Origin of the sequence: Thermogemmatispora carboxidivorans (assembly GCF_000702505.1) — a bacterium.
GTDB classification, from domain to species: Bacteria; Chloroflexota; Ktedonobacteria; order Ktedonobacterales; family Ktedonobacteraceae; genus Thermogemmatispora; species Thermogemmatispora carboxidivorans.
Map to the genome: position 1 here is coordinate 5123918 of NZ_JNIM01000001.1, position 18191 is coordinate 5142108.

Genomic DNA, 18191 nt, shown 5'->3' on the forward strand with positions numbered 1-18191 from the left:
CCTCATTGATCACAACAGCGCTGCCTTGTGCCAGAAGAGCAGCTTTACGCCATGATGAGATCGAATTATTCCTGTGCCTCCGCTTTCTTCCGACGCCTGGCGGCCCCACCCAACTTCCCGATCCGGCTGTAAAAGTCGGGGTCTTGTCGCGCCTTGGTTGCATTGCCACCCTTCTTCCCCATCTCAGAAAAGTGGGCCGGACCATACTTTGTGACGTTGGCCTGGCCACCTTTCTGGGCAATCTGGCGGTAGTACTCGCTCCCACGCTTCTCTTTGAGAGCCGTACCCCCCTTCTTGCCTATCTGGCGGTAGTACTCCCCTCCATATTTGTCGCGGACAACACTCCCCCCTTTACGACCGGCCTCGACAGTTGACATCGGCGCCGGCTTCTCCTCTTCTCTGGTAGCCATCACCATTCCCTTTGCTCGGGCAAGTTCCCAAGCCAAAACAAAATATACAGGCTCCTCGCCTGTGGCGAAGAGTATACTGAAATCCCCCATTCTTGTCAATGAAACGGGCATCCTTAGTCATTCCGGTACCGGTCCTGCATGGCCAGCCTGCTCCTGGTAGCCATTTCCGCTGACTCTGGCTTGCTGGCTAGCTGCCGGCCTGGCCTCGCAGCGGCGGGCCAGGAAAGGCCAAAGGTGTTTATACCGCTTGCCGTTCCCTGGACAAATCCATTTCCAGACACTATACTCTTCCTCAGAGTCTTTTACTATGGTCAGTGGTGTATCTGGCACTGGCTGATTATCGTTGCAGTGCTTTGGTCCTGGTCTTGCCCGTTTTGCCACGTACCTGCTGGAGGGAAATGCCAAGGAGCTACAGACCGCATGGAAGAGCGAAGGTCCGAACAGCGCCCGCGATCATTGATCCTGGCTCCGATCTTTGTCCGTGTCGATGAGCGGCGCCGTCTGCCGCCCCCTCTCTCTCGCCCGAGCTGGCCGGAGCTTGTTGTTGGCTGGCTGCGCTTCCAGACGACACAGCTCCGCTGGGACATCGAGCGCAGCCTCGCTCGTCTACTCCACCGCCCCTGGATCGACCCGCGGCATCTCCGTCGCCCTCGCCCCCGGGACTGTCATGAGCCAGGCTACGAAGGCAGCGGTGGACGTCTGAGACGCAAGGCTCGTCGTGCCTGCTCCCGTAGCTGACGCGCTACCGCGAACTCTGAGGCCAGACGTTGATAGAGCGCTTCCCACTGGTCAAGGACGCGCTCACGGTCGTGCTGTGCAATGATCTCCAGGCTCTTATTTCCCATCTGTTGGCGCAGCTCGGGGCGCCCTAGTAGAGAGTCGATGGCCCACGCCAATTCTGCACTGTTCCCCGGCTCGAACAGCAGGCCATTCTCGCCATGATGCACCAGCTCGGGCAGGGCATAGGCCTTGGCCGCAATGACCGGCAAGCCGCAGGCCATAGCTTCCATCGTGGCCAGGCTCTGCAGGTCCGCCTCCGATGGGATAACAAAGAGGTCGGCCATACGGCGAAGCGCCAGGAGGTCGCGATCCGCCACAAATCCCAGGAAGGCAACGCGGTCTTCAATTTGCAGGCGGGCGGCCTGGGCGCGCAGCTCAGCCTCCGCCGGTCCTGTCCCCGCCAGCACGACGTAGGCCCGGCTACTCAGTTGGGCCACGGCGTCTAATAAGACGTTGACGCGCTTTTCCTCGCTGAGTCGATTGACATGCAAGATCAGCGGGCGATCAGCTGGCAGGCGATAGCGCTGACGCACTTCCTCATCGGGCGGCCCCGGCCTGAATTTCTTGAGATCAACCCCATTGGAGATAACCCCCGCTGGCGCACGCAGCCCATGCTCGTAGAGGAGACGCAGCGCGGTATGGGTTGGCGTCGTCACATACTCACAGCGGTTGTAAAAGTGGATCAGATAGCTGTAGCTGAGCGTGTCAAAATGCCTGCTGAAGCGCTGATCGCTGGCCAGGGTGCGGCTAATGTTGATTGGCAGATAGTGGTTGGTGGCAATGACCGGTTTGCGCAGCCCTCCGGCCAGGAGCTGGGCGATGTTTCCTAAGACGATCGGCGAGTGGATATGAATGATGTCAGGGTTGCCTTGCTTCAGCAGGCGCCGAATGGGCAAAATCGGCAGGAAAGGAATGCGCATGTCACGATAGGTGGGCCACTCGAAGGAGGTAAAGCGATAGACATGTACTCCTTCTTCGATACGGTGGACGTCGCGCGCTCCCTGGCAAGGAGCAACCACCCAGACCTGATGGCCACGGGCCGCCAGGCCAACAGCCAGATCGTGGGTGACGACAGGTACGCCCCCTACCATCGGCGGATACTGGTCGGTCACTATCATAATACGCATGTCTATCGCTCGCTTCCTGGCATAGTCTTCTCGGGCAGGCAGTCAGGCAAGCCGGATAGCGATCGGCTAGCCAGTCGATCTTGTGGCAGAGAGGTAGGTGCCAATCCGTCGCCAGCGGCTGCGCTCTCTGTCTGGCTTGTTGGACAGCCAGACAGAGAGACAGGCAGGAGCCCAGGCCTCTCCGAGTGGACCTTACTCCTGCCTGCACTACGAGCACGTGTCTCAGCCTTCTTTTGCAGCGCTCTCGCCAGTCTGTGGCTGGGCAGGCGCAGTAGCAGGAGCAGGCTGAGTGGCGGGCGCAGCCTCCCCGGCCTCTTCGGCCTCGACGGTGGGCAGCTCCACCTTCACCACCGGCTCGTGTGGATCGGTCAAGAGGCGCACATTAGGCGGCAGCTTGATCTCGCCAGCATGGATGATCTGGTCTACCTCAACCAGCGGCGAGACGTCGACCTCGATCGCTTCGGGGATTTCCGTGGCGCGGCAGGCCACTTCCAGCGCATCGAGGAGGCGCAGCAACGAGCCGCCGCTCTCTTTGACCGCCGGCGACTCCCCGACCAGATGCAGCGGCACTTTGACTTCGACCTCCTCCTCCTGGCTCACACGATAGAAATCGACATGGAGAACCTTACCGGTGCAGGGATCGCGCTGAATACTGTGCACCAGGGCCGTCTCCGTCAGTGAGTCTCCCGGGATACGCAGGGTAACCAGGCTGGCGGCCTTATGCTGGCGGCGGAAGCGCTCGAAAGCCACGGCCTCCAGCTGGATGGCCAGAGAGGGTTCCTTGTGGCCAAAGATATTGGCGGGGATGATCCCCTGGCGGCGCAGCTGCCGGGTCGCTTTGCCCAGGACCTGGCGGCGCTGAACCTCCAGTTCTGCCATCGGTGCCATAACAGGATACCTCCTTTAGCGTGATACTTTCCTGCGTTGCAAGAGGGCTTGTAACTCAGCCAGCGGGCGCGTGTTGAGCACGTCGGCGGCGGAGAGCCAGCCTTTGCGGGCAATTCCGACGCCATAGTGCATGTCATCGAGGCCCGCAACGGAGTGAGCATCGGGATCGATCGGGATCAGAATGCCTCGATCGCGCGCCTTGCGCACATAGCGCCAGTCGAGATCAAGGCGCTGCGGGCTGGCGTTGATCTCAATAAAGACGCCATGCCGCGCGGCGGCCTCGATCACCGCCTCTATATCCAGAGTATAGCCCGGGCGTTCAAGCAAGAGGCGCCCGGTCGGATGCCCGATGATGGTGACATGCGGGTTGGCAATGGCGCGCAGCATCCGCTCGGTCTGCTCTTGCGGCGAGAGCGTAAAATGGCTGTGAATGGAGGCAACGACAAAGTCGAAGCGCGCCAGTACCTCATCGGGATAGTCGAGCGAGCCATCTCTGAGAATGTCGCACTCGGTTCCTTTTAAAATGACGAGGCGACCGGCGAATTCGGCGTTGAGGCGGTCGATCTCTTCCCACTGGCGCTGCAGGTTCTCAACGCTGAGGCCGTTGGCGTAGCCGACGCTCTGGCTGTGATCGGTAATGCCCAGATAGCTGAGGCCACGCGCAAGGCAAGCCTCGGCCAGCTCGCGAATGGTATTTTTGCCATCGCTCCAGGTAGAATGGACGTGTAGGACCCCGCGCAGGTCACGCTCTTCGACCAGGGTCGGCAGTTCGCCACGCTCGGCAGCCTCGATCTCACCCATGTCTTCGCGCAGCTCAGGCTCGATGTAGGCCAGACCCAGGGCAGCATAAAGCTCCACCTCGTCTTTGCAGGGCACCAGCTCCAGGTCAGGCTCTTTGCCTTTGAAGAGACCATACTCGTTGATGGTCATGTTCATGCTGAGGGCCCGCCGCCGCAAGGGAATATGGTGCTCTTTGGCTCCCGTGAAATGGTGGAGAGCAGAGGGGAACTGGCTGTCGGTGACGAGACGTAGGTCCATCTGGATGCCGCTCGGCAGAATGATGCTGGAGCGCGTTTCTCCTTTGCTCACAATCTGCCGAACCCCTGGCTGACCGGTGAAGAAGTTCATGACGCGCTGACGGGTGGCGCTGTCGGCGCTATCAGCGACGCTGGCAACAATGTCGATGTCTTTGACGGTCTCTCGCCGCCGGCGCAGGCTGCCCGCGACCTGGACGCGCACGATCTCGGGCAGAGAGGCTAGAGCATCGCGCATGCGTAGCCCTTCGGCCTCGGCAATGGGATAGAGGTAGCGGTGACCGTGCTCGGCCAGGAAGGCCAATCCTTGTAAAATCTTCTCCTGCGTCTTCTTGCCAAAGCCGGGCAGGGCGGCAACGCGGTCCTCCTTACAGGCCCGTTCGAGGTCTTCCAGGCTGGCAATGTGCAACTGGTCGACAATGGCATTGATGCGCCGCGGGCCAAGACCTTGAATGCGCAACAGCTCTAGCTTGATGGGCGGCGTGGCCGCACGCAGTTCCTCTAAGAAGGAGAGACGCCCCGTGGTCACCAGCTCCTCGATGCGCCGCGTGATAGTCGGCCCCAGACCAGGAATACCTTTGAGCCGTCCCTCCTTGACCAGTCGCTCAATGTCGTCGTCCAGCGCGCTGATCGTGCGCGCGGCATTCTCGTAGGCCCGCACCTCAAACGGGCTGGCCTCTTTCTTGAGTTGGAGTAAGGTGGCCATCTCTTCCAGGGCCTGAGCCACCTGGTTCTTATCCATCGGCGCTGCCTCCCCTCTACTGACGACCTTCGTCTTCCATCAGGCGGAGATCGAACATTTCCGGCTCGCGTAGCTCAACTTCGAAGGGGTTGCGCCCCTTGAGATCGCGCCCCAGATAGCGCTTACAATCAAAGTGGACAACCAGCCAGCAGTGCCAGTCGGCGCTGACGAAAACGGCGTCCCACGGATGGTCTGGCCCGTTGTCCAGTACCTGGCTGCAGACGAAACAGCGTGCGCGCCCGGCAGCGACAGCCCCTTCGAACCAGCGGAGAAGAAACCAGTGCAAGTCATCCAGAGTCATGAGTTCCAGACAGGACTCAGGATAGCCAAAGGCAACCGGATCAGGGCATTCCCGAAAGTCTTCGCGCCCTCGCCCCAGGGCCACAATGGGCGCACGCACGGTGACTTTAAGCTCATCGTGTTCAGGATCTTCTGCCCCAGTTGTAATATCTTGTAGCAGTAGCCCTTCTTGTGCAAACCAGGCGAGTAATTCTTGTCTCATGATGCCAGTAGCATTGCATCGTATCACGCCTCGGGCAGAGCGTCAACTTGCGCTTTGGCACGGCGCCAGAGCGCGCGCAGCTCCTCACGGCTGCGCTCTTGCAGGGGCCGCCCTTCGCTGCGCGCGAGTTCCTCCATGCAGCGGAAACGGCGGCGGAATTTGCGGTTGGCCTGCCGCAGAGCAGCCTCGGCATCGATGTTGAGTTCGCTGGCGGCGCGCGCGACCATAAAGAGCAGATCCCCCATTTCTTCGCGGCGCTCTTCATCGCTGCGAGCCTGGGCCAGCTCGCGCAGCTCTTCGTTCAACTTGTCAAGAACACCGTTCATATTGGCATAGGTGAAGCCCACTTTGGCGGCCCGTTTCTGGTATTCCTGGGCCACGGTGAGGGCCGGCGAGGCCAGCGGCACGCGATCGAGGACGCTTTCTTGCTGGACAGGGAGGCCCGCCGCCTGACGCTCGGCTCGCTTGATGGCCTCCCAGTTTTGGACAACCTGCCCCGCACCGCTCACTTTGACATCGCCAAAGACGTGGGGATGGCGCCGGATGAGCTTGGCATTGATCTGCTCGAAGACGTCGCCCAGGGCAAAGTGCCCCTCCTGACGGGCAATCTCGGCGTGCAGATAGACCTGGAGAAGGAGGTCGCCCAGCTCTTCAGCGAGCTTACTCATGTCATTCTCCTCCAGTGCCTCCACTACTTCGTACGTTTCTTCAAGGACAAAAGGAACAAGCGTCTGATGGGTCTGCTGGCGATCCCAGGGGCAGCCGTCGGGATCACGACGCAGCCGCTTAGTAATGGAGCGGAGGGTGTCAGGATGGCGCAGGGCAGTCAGGGCGTCTACCGGCGGCACGTAGAGCGTTGTCAGGTGATCCGCCAGTGACTGGCGATCCAGCTCGTAAAGGGCCAGGCGCTGCAGGCGGGCTGCTTCCTGAGCCTGATCGCTGAGGCGAACCAGGGTCACCTGCCACTCGTCGGGATAGCATTCACCAAGGGCCAGTTTGACAGCGCTGGCCAGGCGACGGTTGTAGAGGTGGGGGACCAGCAGGGGCGTGGTCGGTACAATCTTGCCAGCTACTTCGTCGCCGGGCAAGGCTGCCAGAGAAACGGCATCGATGATCTGAAGGCCAACCTCCAACGGATCTAGCTCCAGAGCTGTGCAGACCGGCTCGATGAAGGAAAGGCCAGCCACGAGGCGCAGCCCCAGGCCACGCTCCCTGGCCAGACGGAGCAGCAACTGCACGCTGGTGTCACCAACCAGGGGATGACCCGGGACGGCGTAGATCACAGGTCCCTCCCCAGCGCTGGCCGCTGCACAGATGGTCTCAGCCATGCGCTGATAGAGGGTCTCCCAATCCTGGGCAGCATCATAGAGGGCGTCAAATGATTGCAGCGCCAGGCCAGGAAAAGCCCGGCGCAGGGATTCTATCGTGGGATGAATCAGGGTGCGGAAGTAGATCGGCTGCCCGCGCTCTACCGCCTCAGCCAGCACCTCGTAGGCCTCGCGCGTCAGCAGCTCCCACGGTCCCGGTCCTAATCCCAGGATCGTAATCTGCGGTTCCGACATACTCTTTCTATCCTCTCTGCGACGCTCTCGCTGTTCTTGGAACAGTGTAGCGCCTGATAGGAGCGCTGTCAAAGGGGGAAAGGAGAGACCCAGATGACCAGCTAGCTCGTTTGCTTGTTGTCTAACAGCAGGGATTGTCGCCGAGGACCGGAAAATGTTATGCTTTTCTGTAGTACTATTCAGACTGGCTCTTCTGAGAAGCGAGCGCTATCCAACAATGAGGAGGTTATAGACTCACAATGGCGTCCGATCAATCCCGGCAGCAGCAGGGACAGACCGCGAAACCGCTCTGTCCACGCTGCCATAAGGCAGATCTGGTCAAGACCTCGCTGGAGGCCTACCGCAGCGGCATTAGCCGGCTGGCACCTCCCCCAATGCCTGGTCGGCAGACCCGCATGATTAATCTGGTGGGGCCTGCCGTGGTCCTGCTTGGGCTGGCAATCTTCTTTATCTTTGTGGTACTCGGCGAGAGCGTCTCTGGTATGGGCGGCCCGGGCCTGGTTGCTCAGGTCATCATTACTTTGCTGATCATCGTCGCCGCGCTGGTCGTTTCCTTTATTGCTTTCCAGCGCGTGGTGAAAAGCGACGCGGAGGCGACGCTGCGCTATCCCGCCTGGGACCGCGCCCTGGAGAATTGGCGCCATCTGTACTATTGCTCGCGCGATGATCTGATCTTCGATGGCCAACAGGGTAAGGTGGTTTCGGAGGAGGCCCTCAAGGCGCTGCTGCGCGTCGAGGCCGAGCCTCAGCAGGTTGCCCAGCAGTCGCGCTCGGCGGCTGCCCCCTCCCACTCGTAAGCGAGTCAACGCGTGAGCAATGGCGAGGTCCAGCCCCCACCGCACTCGCTACCAGCCCCGGCAGCGATTGCTGCACTGGAAGACAGCGAGTTGATCTGCGGCGCGGCTCCATCCGTCTGCGACGCGCCCGGGGAGGATTTTGCGCTGCGCATCGGCTCTCGCCATCCTGCCCGCTAGCCAAGGCCGCACGCCGATCAGCCTCTGACTGCGCTTTGCTCTTCTTCATTATTTTTCGGTTCGCACGCTTTCTTTGTCCGCCTGAAGAGGCGCCGGGGTGCTCTTCACGGTGAGCCGGCTCGCTGGGCCTCGCCATCCTCTTGCTCTCCCTGAGAAGGGCACCGCTTTCCCTTCTTTTCTTGCTCTTTCTCTTGCTTCTATTTTTCTTTTTCTGGTTCTCTTTAGTATCGTCGCTTTCTTATTATCGAGCATCCTGATGGCTGCTCGCCACAGTCCTCTTGCAGCTGGGAGAGATTGCCGTTATCATAGGGCGAGAAGGTAGTGGACCAACCAATTAACCTGGCTAGCAGGAATCTGCCGGCCCGGCTTCCCTGTGACGCTCTGGTTTCCTCACCTGGGGGAACCAGGTGCCAGGAGGGAGGAGTGAGGAAGTGGCGGTTTCTTGCGAGCGCAAGGAGAAGGGCAATGGGAAGTATCTGGCCCGTGGCTGTGGCCGACCTGATCAATTGGGGCTGGCTGCGCATCGGCCCGCCCTATATCTATATCAATATCGATCCGGTCATTGTGCACCTTGGCCCGTTGGCGCTCCACTGGTATGGTTTGATGTATGTTGTGGCCATCGTGGTGGCCCTCTGGGGCATCCAGGGCTATATTCGGCGCAAGGGCCTCAACGACGAGATCGTCTATCGCCTGCTGTGGTGGTGTATCATCGCCGGCTTAATCGGTGGCCGACTGTACTTTGTGATTCAGCAGCCGGATCTAGTCCAGGACTACTTGCTCCAGCCCTGGCGTATTCTGGCAACCTGGGAAGGTGGGATGGCCTTCTACGGCGCGATCTTCCTGGTGGTGCCGGTCCTCTTTTGGCGCGCGCGCGTCGAGGGGATCAATCCCTTTGTGGCCCTCGATAGCGGTGTGCTCTTCGCCTCGATCGGCCAGATCTTCGGTCGCATCGGCAACCTGATTAACGGCGATATTATCGGCTACCCCAGTACGTTGCCCTGGTCGACGGTCTACGTGCACCCCGCCAGCTTCGCCTGTCTGCAGGGCTACTGCAATGAGCCAGTGCAGCCCGCAGCGGCCTACGAGATGCTCTGTAACTTTGTGCTGCTGGGAGTGCTCTTTATCCTATCGCGTCGCCTGCGCCGTCCTGGTGTGCTGACCCTCGCCTATCTCTATGGTTACGCTATTACACAGTTTGTTGTTTTCTTCTGGCGTGCTAATGTTGTGGTCAGCTTTCTAGGCTTGAATTGGGGTCTGAAGCAGGCGCAGTGGACCTCGCTGGTGGTCTTGATCCTGCTGTTGCCCGTGACCTATCTGGTCCTGCGCTCGCGCTATGCGCGCCCGGTGCCGCCCGAGGAGGTTGCCGCTTTCTATGGTTTGCCACCGCGCCCAGGAAGCGAGGCCGCCGCGGCTGCAGCGAGCGCGCCGATGGAGGCTGCTGAGGAGCCAGAGCGTGCTGTCTCTGCCTCTGCTCTGTCCCCCAACACTGATGCGCGTTTGGATGAGGGGCCAGCAGCCAATCGCCGTGAGCCTCCTGCAGAGAGCCTGCAAGAACCATCCTGAGTGCTCCCCTGCCTCTGCCCAGCAGAGGCAGGCTCTTCCTGCTCTTGCCCGACGACGATAGTACTAATGGCCAGGGCCGCCAGACTGGCGCGAGCGAGGGTGATCCAGAAGCGCTACCCTGATGCCCATGACAACCAGCAGCGGGCGCGAGGGGCGGTCAGGAGAGAGGCAACAGGCGCTCTCCTGGGGTCGGACCCCAGCCAGGCCCGCCAGCCGCCCCACGCCGGGCAATGTGCTATAATAAAGCAAATCTTTCCCCGCATTGTAGTGGGAACGAAGTGAAGTTCTTTGCTGGACGTGGGAGCCTCCCTGCTATGAGTGAACGAGCTGACGCCAGGCCACTGGTTGCGACGGTCGTCGTCGGATTCCTCCAGGAGAATTGTTATCTCTACGCCTGCCCACAAACCCGCGAGGCGGTCATTATCGATCCCGGCGATGAGCCGGAGCGCATTCTGCAGCGCATTAAAGATCTGGAACTGGTTCCTCGCTATATCATCAATACACACGGTCATTTCGACCACATCTGCGCAATCGACGCAGTGAGCGAGGTCTACCCGGTGCCGCTGGCGATCCACTCCGCCGACCTCCCTTACTATACCGATGAGCACGCCGCCAGAAGCGCTGGACGAGAGCCGCCCCTCGTGCACCGTAAACCCGATATCCTGCTCCAGGATGGGCAGGTGATCACCTTTGGAACCCTGTCACTGGAGGTGCGGCATACCCCCGGACATACCCCCGGTGGCGTCTGCCTGGTGAGCCGCCCATACTGCGTCTTCAGCGGCGACACGCTCTTTGAGCGCGGCATTGGGCGCACCGATCTACCCGGCGGCAATTATGAGCAGCTGGTGCGCTCGATTCGCGAGAAGCTCTATACATTGGAGGATGACCTGGTCGTTTTTCCCGGGCACGGCGCGCCCACAACCATCGGCGAAGAAAAATATGAAAACCCTTTTGTGAGCCTGGCCTGAGCAGAACCGATCAATCAGGCAGCCAGGCAATCAGATAGACAGCCAGCCAGCCAGCAACAATCACGAAGAAGAGAGACGTAGAGGAGCAGGAAAGAGCGATGTCGAAGATTTGTGTGATCGGCACGGGCTATGTCGGGCTGGTAACCGGCACCTGTTTTGCCGATATGGGGAACGATGTCACTTGCGTGGATATCGCCGAGGAGAAAATCGCCCGGCTGAAGCGTGGCGAGGTTCCAATTTATGAGCCGGGCCTGGCAGAGATGATTGCGCGCAATGTCCGCGCTGGACGTCTCCATTTTTCTACCAGCTACCACGAGGGGCTCGCTGACAGCGAGTTTATTTTCATTGCGGTTAATACTCCCACCGGCAGCACCCAGGGCAGCGCCGATATGCGCTACGTCGAAATGGCGGCGCGTATGATCGCTGAGGAGCTGGATCACTACGCTATTATCATTAATAAGAGTACTGTGCCCGTCGGCAGCGGCGATGTGGTGACGCGCATCGTCCGCACCCATCTGGCACGTCCCGATATCTCTTTCGCGGTGGTCTCGAACCCGGAGTTTCTGCGCGAAGGGGCCGCCATCCAGGATTTCCTGAACCCCGACCGTATCGTGCTCGGCTCGTCCGATATGGAGGCCGCCCACCGGGTGGCCGCTCTCTATCTGCCGCTGCGTGCCCCCATCATCATGACCGATATCTATACGGCGGAAATGATCAAGTACGCTTCGAACGCCTTCCTGGCGACGAAGATTTCATTCATTAATGAGATCGCTCAGATCTGCGAGCGCCTGGGGGCCGATGTGAAGGAGGTGGCGGTGGGTATGGGCTACGATAAGCGGATCGGACGCGCTTTCCTCGATGCCGGCCTCGGCTACGGCGGCTCCTGCTTCCCCAAGGATGTGCGCGCCCTGGCCCATATGGCCGACGAGGCCGGGCTGCATCCGCAGCTGCTGCATGCGGTGATGGAGATCAATCAGGACCAGCGGCGCCTGGTGGTGGATAAGCTGGTTTCGATTCTGGGCTCGCTGCGCAATGCCACCATTGGTATCCTGGGCCTGGCTTTCAAGGCCAATACCGATGATATGCGCGAGGCTCCGTCTCTGGACATCGTTCGCTGGATCACTGGCCAGGGCGCACAGGTCCGCGCCTATGATCCGGTCGCCCGCGAGACAGCCCGCCAGGCAATGGAGCGCGAAGGTGTTCGCCTCGATCTGGTGACTTTTTGCTCCAGTGCTTATGAGGTGGCCGAGCAGGCCGATGCCATTATCATTGTGACCGATTGGAATGAGTTTAAGTCGCTTGATATGGTCCAGATTCGCAATTTGATGCGCCGTCCCGTGCTGATCGATGGACGCAATATTTACGAGCCACGCGAGATGGTGAGCCTGGGCTTCACCTACCGCGGCATTGGACGGGGTACAGGGCCAGCGGCAACGGTCTTGCCGGCCAGCGATAGTACGACACCGCCACCGGCCTCAATCCGCGAGCGGACCTTGATCGGGGAGGGTGATGAGTATCGCTGACGACGAGGCTGGGAGCAGCTTCTCTTCTGCTTCTTTTGACTCGCCTGGGGATGGGGCGGAGACTCCGCCTCTGTTGTTCACCCCCCTGGTGAGTCGACCAGATAGGTCGCCACCCGCCTGGCTCTTTGGTCCTGGGGGACTGGGCGCTCTCCCGGCTCCCTTCCTGCCAACTCAAGGGGTCAATGTGGCTGTGGGCATCGATATCATTGAGGTGGCGCGCGTGGCCCGAGCCTATGCCAGGCATGGCGAACGCTTCCTACGGCGCGTCTTCACAGAGGCAGAGGTGCTGCAGTGCCGTGGTCGGCGCGCGCTCAGCGGCGTCTCGCCCCTGCCGGAGCCGAAGCCTGCCCGCCTGGCTGGTCGCTTTGCCGCCAAGGAGGCGATTAGTAAGGCCCTGGGCACAGGTCTGCGGGGCGTGGCCTGGCATGAGATGGAAATTGTCCAGCTGCGCAGTGGCCGCCCTTCGGTGCGCCTCTACGGTCGCGCGCGCCGGCGAGCTGAGGAGCTGGGCCTCAGCGCTCTCGACGTCAGCATCGCCGATCTGCAGGGCCTGGCGATCGCCGTGGCTGTCGCCGTGCAAACAAGCGGCCAGGACGACAGTCCCCGCCAGCTTCGCTAAGGGCCTGGCCTCCACCGCTAAAGGACTTGGCCCGGTCCGCTTCCGGCCTGGCCCGGCCTAACGGCTCGCTGTCGTTCGACTGCAAAGTCGTCCGCTAGCCAGCTAGCCGGCGCCAGCCCAGGAGCGGAAGAGAGCTGGCTAGCAGGGCCACCCGCTGCGCTGGTAGAGAAAGGTGCTGCCTGTCTGTCCTGATGTTGTCTTGCTCCTTGCTTACAGCCCCGGCGGGCTAGAAAGGCTTTTTCCTCATGGAGACTGCTAACCCTGATCGCCTCTGCCCTATCTGCGGCAGGCACCTCGGGCCTTACGAGCTTTTCTGCAGCGACTGTGGCACGTACGTAGCTGCTTCCACTTTACCAGCAGCTTCTCCGGCTCCGCCCAAGCCGGAGGACGGCGAGGCCCCCCCTGCTCCGCCTCCTTCTGACCAGTATGGTCAGCAGCCCAACTGGCCCGTCAGTGCCTGGTCAGCAGCGTCGCCGCCCTCACCCCCCTCCTGGCCAACACCTTCGAGCGGCCTCAGCGAAAGGGGAGGCTCGTACCCCCCGCCCCCACCAGCCGTCTGGACTGCTCCGGCTCCGCCCACGAGGAAGCCCACCCCCTCCGGGCAGCGGCTTCCCATGCTCGTGCTGGTCACCGGTAGCCTGCTCGCATTGGTGCTCATCGGCAGCGCCCTGCTTCTCTTCTTCAGCCTCTCCCATCAGCCTGCGACCAACCGCAGCCAGGTGGCCGCTAGCGCCAACCCCAGCCCTTCGCCCGACGTGCTGGTTCAGGCTCGACCCGCTACGGCACCGCTGTTCAGCGATAATTTTGCCGACAATAGCAAGGGCTGGGATACCACCGGCGGCCCCGGCTTCAGTAAGACGATCGCTAACCACGCTCTGACAATGACCGATCGCAATCACCGTATTCTGGTGGCCCCTCTCCCCGTACGACAAACGTTCAGCGATTTCCAGATTACGGTAGATATGACCCTGCAAAGCGGCGATGGCAACGACAGTATGGGCATTTACATGCGGGGCGACGATCAGTTGGCCAACGATTACCGCGTCGATATCTTCGGCGATGCCACCTATGCAATTTCCAAGGAGGTCACTGGCCTTGACGGCAATACTCAGGTGCGCATCTTGTCGGGGATCTCTCCGAATAGGGCCATTAAGCCATTGGGGCAACAGAACGAGGTGACAGTGATCATTAAGGGCAACCAGATTATCCTGGGGGTGAACGGCCACTTGATCGCAAGCGTGACCGATAGCTCCTATTCCAACGGGATGATCGCGCTCTTCGTGAGCAATGGCAGCTCGTCACCCGCTGCCACGGCAGCGATCACCAGCGTGACGGTCTACCCCGCCCCCAGTCAGCTGCCTTAACTCCGAGATACCCTTTGGAAAAAGCCCAGGAAGATGAGAAAGGTAGAGAGAGCAGGAAATTCAGGAGGCTTATGAGAGCACTGCTGCAACGTGTCAGCTACGCCCGGGTCCGCGTAGCGAATGAAGTAGTAGCGGAGATCGGGCCTGGCCTACTGGTCTTGCTGGGAGTGGCGCAGGGCGATGGCGAGGCCGAGGCCAGGATCCTGGCAGAGAAAATTGTGCACTTGCGAATCTTTGAGGATGAGGCCGGCAAGATGAATCGCTCGTTGCTGGAATGCGGCGGGGAGATGCTGGTCGTCTCCCAGTTTACCCTCTACGCGGACGCCCGCAAAGGACGGCGCCCGAGCTTTACAGAGGCAGCCCCGCCGGCCCAGGCGGAGCCGCTGATCCGCTCCTTTGAGGACTTTGTACGCAGCTCTGGCCTGCGCGTTGGCAGCGGAATCTTTGGGGCACACATGGCAGTTGAGCTGGCTAACGACGGCCCGGTTACGATCTGGCTGGACAGCGCCGATCTGCCCCGCCGCTAGCCCACCAGCAGATAAGGCCAGGGCAGGCAGGCAGGCAGGCTGGCTGGCTGGCTGGCTGAGGTCACGGATCGAGCCGCCCCTATGCGCTCAGCTGCTTGGTAAGGCATTGATAACCACGGTCTGATTGTCAGAAACGTTCACTGCCGCTGAGCCACTGTACTGCTTGCCCTGGCTATCGCTGCCGCTGGCCGTCAGGGTATAGCTGCCCAGCGGCACGTTGTCAAAGCGGTAGTTGCCCATGCCATCGCAGGTCGTGCTGGCGATCTGTGTTGTGCCAGCATAGAGCGTTACACTCGCCCCCGCCAGCGGCGCGGTGCTGCTACAGCTGCTATCGGCGCAAGCCTGGACGTTGCCAGTGATGGTGTAGCCGGTGACGGTGAGGCGCACGGGCACGACCTGTACGTTATTCTGAATACCGCCGCTGCTGCTGGCAGTGATTGTAATCTGGCCGTTGTAGACCCCGGGCGTCAGACCTGCCGGATTGACCGCAACCTGCAGGCTGCCACCGCTCCCGTTATCGCTGCCGCTGCTGACCGTCAGCCAGGTGCTCCCCGTGCTCGGCGCAGCGGAGATCGCGATGGGATAGCGGCAGGTGCCGCTACTGCTGAAGGTAATGGCCTGGGCAGGCGGCGGTCCCTGACCCTGCACGGCGCTGAAGAAGAGACTGGAAGTGCCCACCTGGAAGACGCAGGGGGGCAGCACGGTCAGTGTGACACTGAAGCGCCGCGGGCTGCCCGCAATAGGGGTCCCAGTGCTGTCAAGCACCTTGACGATGACCTGGGTGCTGTAGCTTCCGACAGCCAGGCCCGCGCTGCTGACAGCCAGATTGATACTGGCCGTCTGGCCGTTGACCAGGCTGGCGCTGGAGTCGCTCAGAGTGAGCCAGGAAGCGGACGTGGTCAGGCTGGTGCTCCAGCTCAGGGGCCAACTGCAGGTTCCCGAGACCTCCAGAGTCACCGTCTGGGGGCCAGGGTTGGCACCACCAGCGATGGCACTGAAAGCCACGGAGTGCATCGAGGGCTGGCCCAGGGTACAGGGTGGCAGTACCTGCAGGGTGATCTGCAGCGTCTGCGGCGTACCAGCAGCCCCAGCGCCATCGCTCCCCCGCCCCAAAAGGAGAATCTGGCCGCTGTAGGTGCCCGCCGTCAGGCCGCTGGTCTTGACCTCAACAAGGATCTGGCTACTGCTGCCGGGGGCAAGGCTGCCGCTTGTCGGGTTAATGGTGAGCCAGTCACCAGTGAGAGCTGTGGCCTGCACCTGCCAGTAGAGGGTACTGCCTCCGGTATTGGTGATCACGACTGTCTGTGGCGGCGTGCTCTGCCCCTGGATGGCGCTGAAGTTGAGGCTGAGCGGCGTGATACTCATCACCGGCTGCTGAGGCGAAGGCGCCGGCTGCACGACCAGGAGCACGGGCAGGGTCTGCGATCCGTGCCTGGCAGTAAAGGTGATCAGGCTGGTGTAGCGACCGGGGCGTAGACCCAGAGCGTTGACGCCGATGGCGATGACACTGCTGCCCGACCCATGTAGCTCGCCGCTGCTCGGCGTTACGCTCACCCATGATGCATCGCTACTGGCCTGCCAGCTCAGATCGTCCAGGCAACCGGCGCGCTCGCTAAGGGTAACGGCCTGGTTCGGTGGGTTACTGCGTCCAGCCACGGTCATAAAGCTCAGGCTGGAGGCGTTGACCATGATCCCACAACTCGGGAGCACAGTCAGTGAGACAACGACGCTCTGCGGGGTATCGAGGATGCTCTGCGACGATGCAAAGTTCAGCAGGGCGGTATAGACGCCCGGCAACAGGCTGCGACTCTGGACAGCCACGGTCACGCTCTGGGCTGCTCCGGGGGCGACCGTGCCGCTGCGCTGGTTGATCGAGAGCCAGTCGGCCAGGGGTCCCAGGGCATGAGCATAGGGTGTCTGGTCCGGTGCCGTCAGCGACGTACTGCTGCTAAGCTGCCAGGCCAGGGGCTTGCTGCCAGGGTTGCTGATCGTCAGGGTCTGGGGCGCTGGTGTTGCCCCCCCATCGGTAGCAATAAAGGAGAGAGCCGCCGGCGTCACCTGCAAAACAGGTCCAGGATTCGCCGGCAGTGCGCGCACTACCATCTTGACCTGGACGCTTTGCTGACCTCCTACATCGGAAGTGAAGGTCAGCAGGCCGCTATACTCCCCCGGTTTCAGATGGGCTCGCTGGACAGCCACCCAGATCGTCTGGCTACCGCTAAAGAGGCCCTGCGAGGGGGTGAGCAGCAACCAGGGCTGATTGCTACTCCCCTGCCAATTGATGATGCCGCCACCCGTATTCCGCAGCGTCAAGGGCATGATGGTATTGGCTCCCTGGTAATCTTCACCCATGAGCAGGGGGCCAGTGCTATCGATGACGAGCTGAGGGGGGCGAGTCAGACCCTGGCCCGCCACCTGGAGCGTGGCGCTGGCTGTATAGCGCGTCGCCACATCTTCGGCCTCGACCAAATGCAGGCCCGGGCCCCAGCTGGAATCAATCTGGACGGTGAGCACCAGGTTGCCGGTAGCGCTGACCTGCACGAGCGAGGAGCCATTGCGACCCACCGGCACCGGCTCCTGTAGATCACGGCTGAGCAGCACCTGGCTCGAAGGAGAGAAGCTTTCTAAGGCTAACTTGACGCGCTGACCAGTCTCGACCACGTTCGGCGTCAGTGTCAGGCGCGGAGGGCCAGCAGCCGTGATGGCCGGCGGCTGATGGCGTGTGAGCACCAGAAGCACGAGGAGGCTGTCGCCCAGTAACGCTAACAGGGCCACCATCAACAAGGCGAGAAAGAGCAGCCGTAGACGCCTGGGATAGAGCGCCAGCCAGGAGAGCAGATGACCTCGTGGCCGGCTCTCAGGCTGGACAGGCAAAGGGTTGGTCGCAAAGGCCGCCGCTTGCGCACGCCTGATATCTTCGGCTTCGATGGCAGCAGCCTCAGCGCTGGAGGGAAGGCGGCGTGAGAGGAGAGGATCAGTACGCTGCAGCCAGATAGCATCTCCCTCATCCTCATCGGCATCCTGAATCCAGGGCCAGAGATCGGGCAGACGCTGCTGCAGATCATTGAGGGCATCTGGCTCATTGCGAGTTGCCGGGCCTCCTCCGGCAGAAGGCGAGATCTGACCGCGGCCCGATGGAGGCGCCACCAGCGGGGTATTCTGACGATGAATATCGAGAGAAGAGAGATCAGGCTCAACCAGTGGGGTCAGACGCGAAGGGCGCGGCAGTCTCAGTGCACCAGGATCACTCTCGCTGATAAACTCTGCCGCCTCGCTCATCTCCAGCGCCGGATCGCCCACAACCTCCCCATTGCCGGCTGGCTGCATTAGCTGGGAGAGCAAAAAATCGGGCGGGATCTCCGGCGGTGGAGTCACTGGCCCTTGCTGAGTGGGTACTTGCGCCTCGGGATCAGTCCGGCGTTCCCGATGCGGAGGCTCTGTGTCCGCCTCTTCTCCATCGGCAGCAGCATCCCGCCTGGCGGCGGAAGTCACCGATGTAGCGCTCCGCTCACGCCCTTCGCCCCGGTCCAAGGGCTGCCCCGCCTGTAGCAGGTACGCCCGGCATTCTTCACACAAGCTTGTATCTGCTGCGCATGGCTTGCCGCAAC

Annotated in this window: 16 protein-coding genes; 9 read left to right on the forward strand and 7 right to left on the reverse strand. The window is 61.4% G+C overall.

Features of this window, described 5'->3' with window-relative positions:
- Positions 1-65: 65 nt before the first annotated feature.
- The gene (locus N688_RS20190) at positions 66-377 is read right to left on the reverse strand and encodes a general stress protein (RefSeq protein ID WP_162179597.1); all 312 of its coding nucleotides are present in this window, start codon (positions 375-377) and stop codon (positions 66-68) included.
- Between the two features lie 453 nt (positions 378-830).
- On the opposite strand from N688_RS20190, the gene N688_RS22515 reads away from it, so the two are divergent.
- Positions 831-1148 (forward strand): hypothetical protein, encoded by a 318-nt coding sequence (locus N688_RS22515; RefSeq protein WP_081839063.1) that lies wholly within the window; start codon positions 831-833, stop codon positions 1146-1148.
- Here N688_RS22515 and N688_RS20195 read toward each other — a convergent pair.
- From N688_RS20195 to mazG, 5 genes are all read right to left on the reverse strand, one after another.
- Positions 1088-2317 carry a glycosyltransferase gene (locus tag N688_RS20195; RefSeq protein ID WP_052890966.1) on the reverse strand — a complete coding sequence of 410 codons (1230 nt, stop codon included), beginning with the start codon at positions 2315-2317 and terminating at the stop codon, positions 1088-1090. The two genes, N688_RS22515 and N688_RS20195, sit on opposite strands and share 61 nt — an antisense overlap.
- 222 nt (positions 2318-2539) lie before the next feature.
- Entirely contained in the window at positions 2540-3205 is a 666-nt protein-coding gene (locus N688_RS20200) for a 50S ribosomal protein L25 (protein ID WP_052890967.1), read from the reverse strand.
- Positions 3206-3220: 15 nt separating this feature from the next.
- Positions 3221-4981: a DNA polymerase/3'-5' exonuclease PolX gene (gene polX, locus N688_RS20205; RefSeq protein ID WP_052890968.1), complete on the reverse strand. Its 1761-nt coding sequence runs from the start codon at positions 4979-4981 to the stop codon at positions 3221-3223.
- 16 nt (positions 4982-4997) lie between these two features.
- The gene (locus N688_RS20210; protein ID WP_052890969.1) at positions 4998-5483 is read right to left on the reverse strand and encodes a hypothetical protein; all 486 of its coding nucleotides are present in this window, start codon (positions 5481-5483) and stop codon (positions 4998-5000) included.
- Between the two features lie 23 nt (positions 5484-5506).
- Positions 5507-7045, reverse strand: a complete 1539-nt coding sequence (gene mazG / locus N688_RS20215) for a nucleoside triphosphate pyrophosphohydrolase (RefSeq protein ID WP_052890970.1) — start codon at positions 7043-7045, stop codon at positions 5507-5509.
- A gap of 239 nt (positions 7046-7284) precedes the next feature.
- On the opposite strand from mazG, the gene N688_RS20220 reads away from it, so the two are divergent.
- From N688_RS20220 to dtd, 8 genes are all read left to right on the forward strand, one after another.
- The gene (locus tag N688_RS20220; RefSeq protein ID WP_052890971.1) at positions 7285-7842 is read left to right on the forward strand and encodes a hypothetical protein; all 558 of its coding nucleotides are present in this window, start codon (positions 7285-7287) and stop codon (positions 7840-7842) included.
- A 12-nt stretch (positions 7843-7854) separates the two neighbouring features.
- Complete coding sequence (locus N688_RS23050; RefSeq protein WP_156025550.1) at positions 7855-8019, forward strand: hypothetical protein; 165 nt, start codon at positions 7855-7857, stop codon at positions 8017-8019.
- Positions 8020-8484: 465 nt separating this feature from the next.
- On the forward strand, positions 8485-9582 hold the full coding sequence (lgt, locus tag N688_RS20225) for a prolipoprotein diacylglyceryl transferase (RefSeq protein ID WP_052890972.1): 1098 nt from the start codon (positions 8485-8487) through the stop codon (positions 9580-9582).
- A 314-nt stretch (positions 9583-9896) separates the two neighbouring features.
- A complete protein-coding gene (locus N688_RS20230; RefSeq protein WP_052890973.1) occupies positions 9897-10550 on the forward strand; it encodes an MBL fold metallo-hydrolase in 654 nt (217 codons plus the stop codon).
- 98 nt (positions 10551-10648) lie between these two features.
- The gene (locus N688_RS20235; RefSeq protein ID WP_052890974.1) at positions 10649-12073 is read left to right on the forward strand and encodes a UDP-glucose dehydrogenase family protein; all 1425 of its coding nucleotides are present in this window, start codon (positions 10649-10651) and stop codon (positions 12071-12073) included.
- Positions 12060-12692 (forward strand): holo-ACP synthase, encoded by a 633-nt coding sequence (acpS, locus tag N688_RS20240; RefSeq protein WP_081839064.1) that lies wholly within the window; start codon positions 12060-12062, stop codon positions 12690-12692. Before N688_RS20235 ends, acpS begins: the two co-directional genes overlap by 14 nt.
- Positions 12693-13306: 614 nt before the next feature.
- Entirely contained in the window at positions 13307-14056 is a 750-nt protein-coding gene (locus tag N688_RS20250; protein ID WP_052890976.1) for a 3-keto-alpha-glucoside-1,2-lyase-like domain-containing protein, read from the forward strand.
- A 71-nt stretch (positions 14057-14127) separates the two neighbouring features.
- Positions 14128-14583: a D-aminoacyl-tRNA deacylase gene (dtd, locus tag N688_RS20255; RefSeq protein ID WP_052890977.1), complete on the forward strand. Its 456-nt coding sequence runs from the start codon at positions 14128-14130 to the stop codon at positions 14581-14583.
- Between the two features lie 87 nt (positions 14584-14670).
- Here the strand turns inward: dtd and N688_RS20260 are convergent, their stop codons facing one another.
- Positions 14671-18114: a BACON domain-containing protein gene (locus tag N688_RS20260; RefSeq protein WP_238321098.1), complete on the reverse strand. Its 3444-nt coding sequence runs from the start codon at positions 18112-18114 to the stop codon at positions 14671-14673.
- Between the last annotated feature and the right edge of the window lie 77 nt (positions 18115-18191).

Coding starts and splice junctions, on each gene's coding strand:
- N688_RS20190 (WP_162179597.1), bottom strand. CDS start 377: ATGTCAACTGTCGAGGCCGGTCGTAAAGGGGGGAGTGTTGTCCGCGAC.
- N688_RS22515 (WP_081839063.1), top strand. CDS start 831: ATGGAAGAGCGAAGGTCCGAACAGCGCCCGCGATCATTGATCCTGGCT.
- N688_RS20195 (WP_052890966.1), bottom strand. CDS start 2,317: ATGCGTATTATGATAGTGACCGACCAGTATCCGCCGATGGTAGGGGGC.
- N688_RS20200 (WP_052890967.1), bottom strand. CDS start 3,205: ATGGCACCGATGGCAGAACTGGAGGTTCAGCGCCGCCAGGTCCTGGGC.
- polX (WP_052890968.1), bottom strand. CDS start 4,981: ATGGATAAGAACCAGGTGGCTCAGGCCCTGGAAGAGATGGCCACCTTA.
- N688_RS20210 (WP_052890969.1), bottom strand. CDS start 5,483: ATGAGACAAGAATTACTCGCCTGGTTTGCACAAGAAGGGCTACTGCTA.
- mazG (WP_052890970.1), bottom strand. CDS start 7,045: ATGTCGGAACCGCAGATTACGATCCTGGGATTAGGACCGGGACCGTGG.
- N688_RS20220 (WP_052890971.1), top strand. CDS start 7,285: ATGGCGTCCGATCAATCCCGGCAGCAGCAGGGACAGACCGCGAAACCG.
- lgt (WP_052890972.1), top strand. CDS start 8,485: ATGGGAAGTATCTGGCCCGTGGCTGTGGCCGACCTGATCAATTGGGGC.
- N688_RS20230 (WP_052890973.1), top strand. CDS start 9,897: ATGAGTGAACGAGCTGACGCCAGGCCACTGGTTGCGACGGTCGTCGTC.
- N688_RS20235 (WP_052890974.1), top strand. CDS start 10,649: ATGTCGAAGATTTGTGTGATCGGCACGGGCTATGTCGGGCTGGTAACC.
- acpS (WP_081839064.1), top strand. CDS start 12,060: ATGAGTATCGCTGACGACGAGGCTGGGAGCAGCTTCTCTTCTGCTTCT.
- N688_RS20250 (WP_052890976.1), top strand. CDS start 13,307: ATGCTCGTGCTGGTCACCGGTAGCCTGCTCGCATTGGTGCTCATCGGC.
- dtd (WP_052890977.1), top strand. CDS start 14,128: ATGAGAGCACTGCTGCAACGTGTCAGCTACGCCCGGGTCCGCGTAGCG.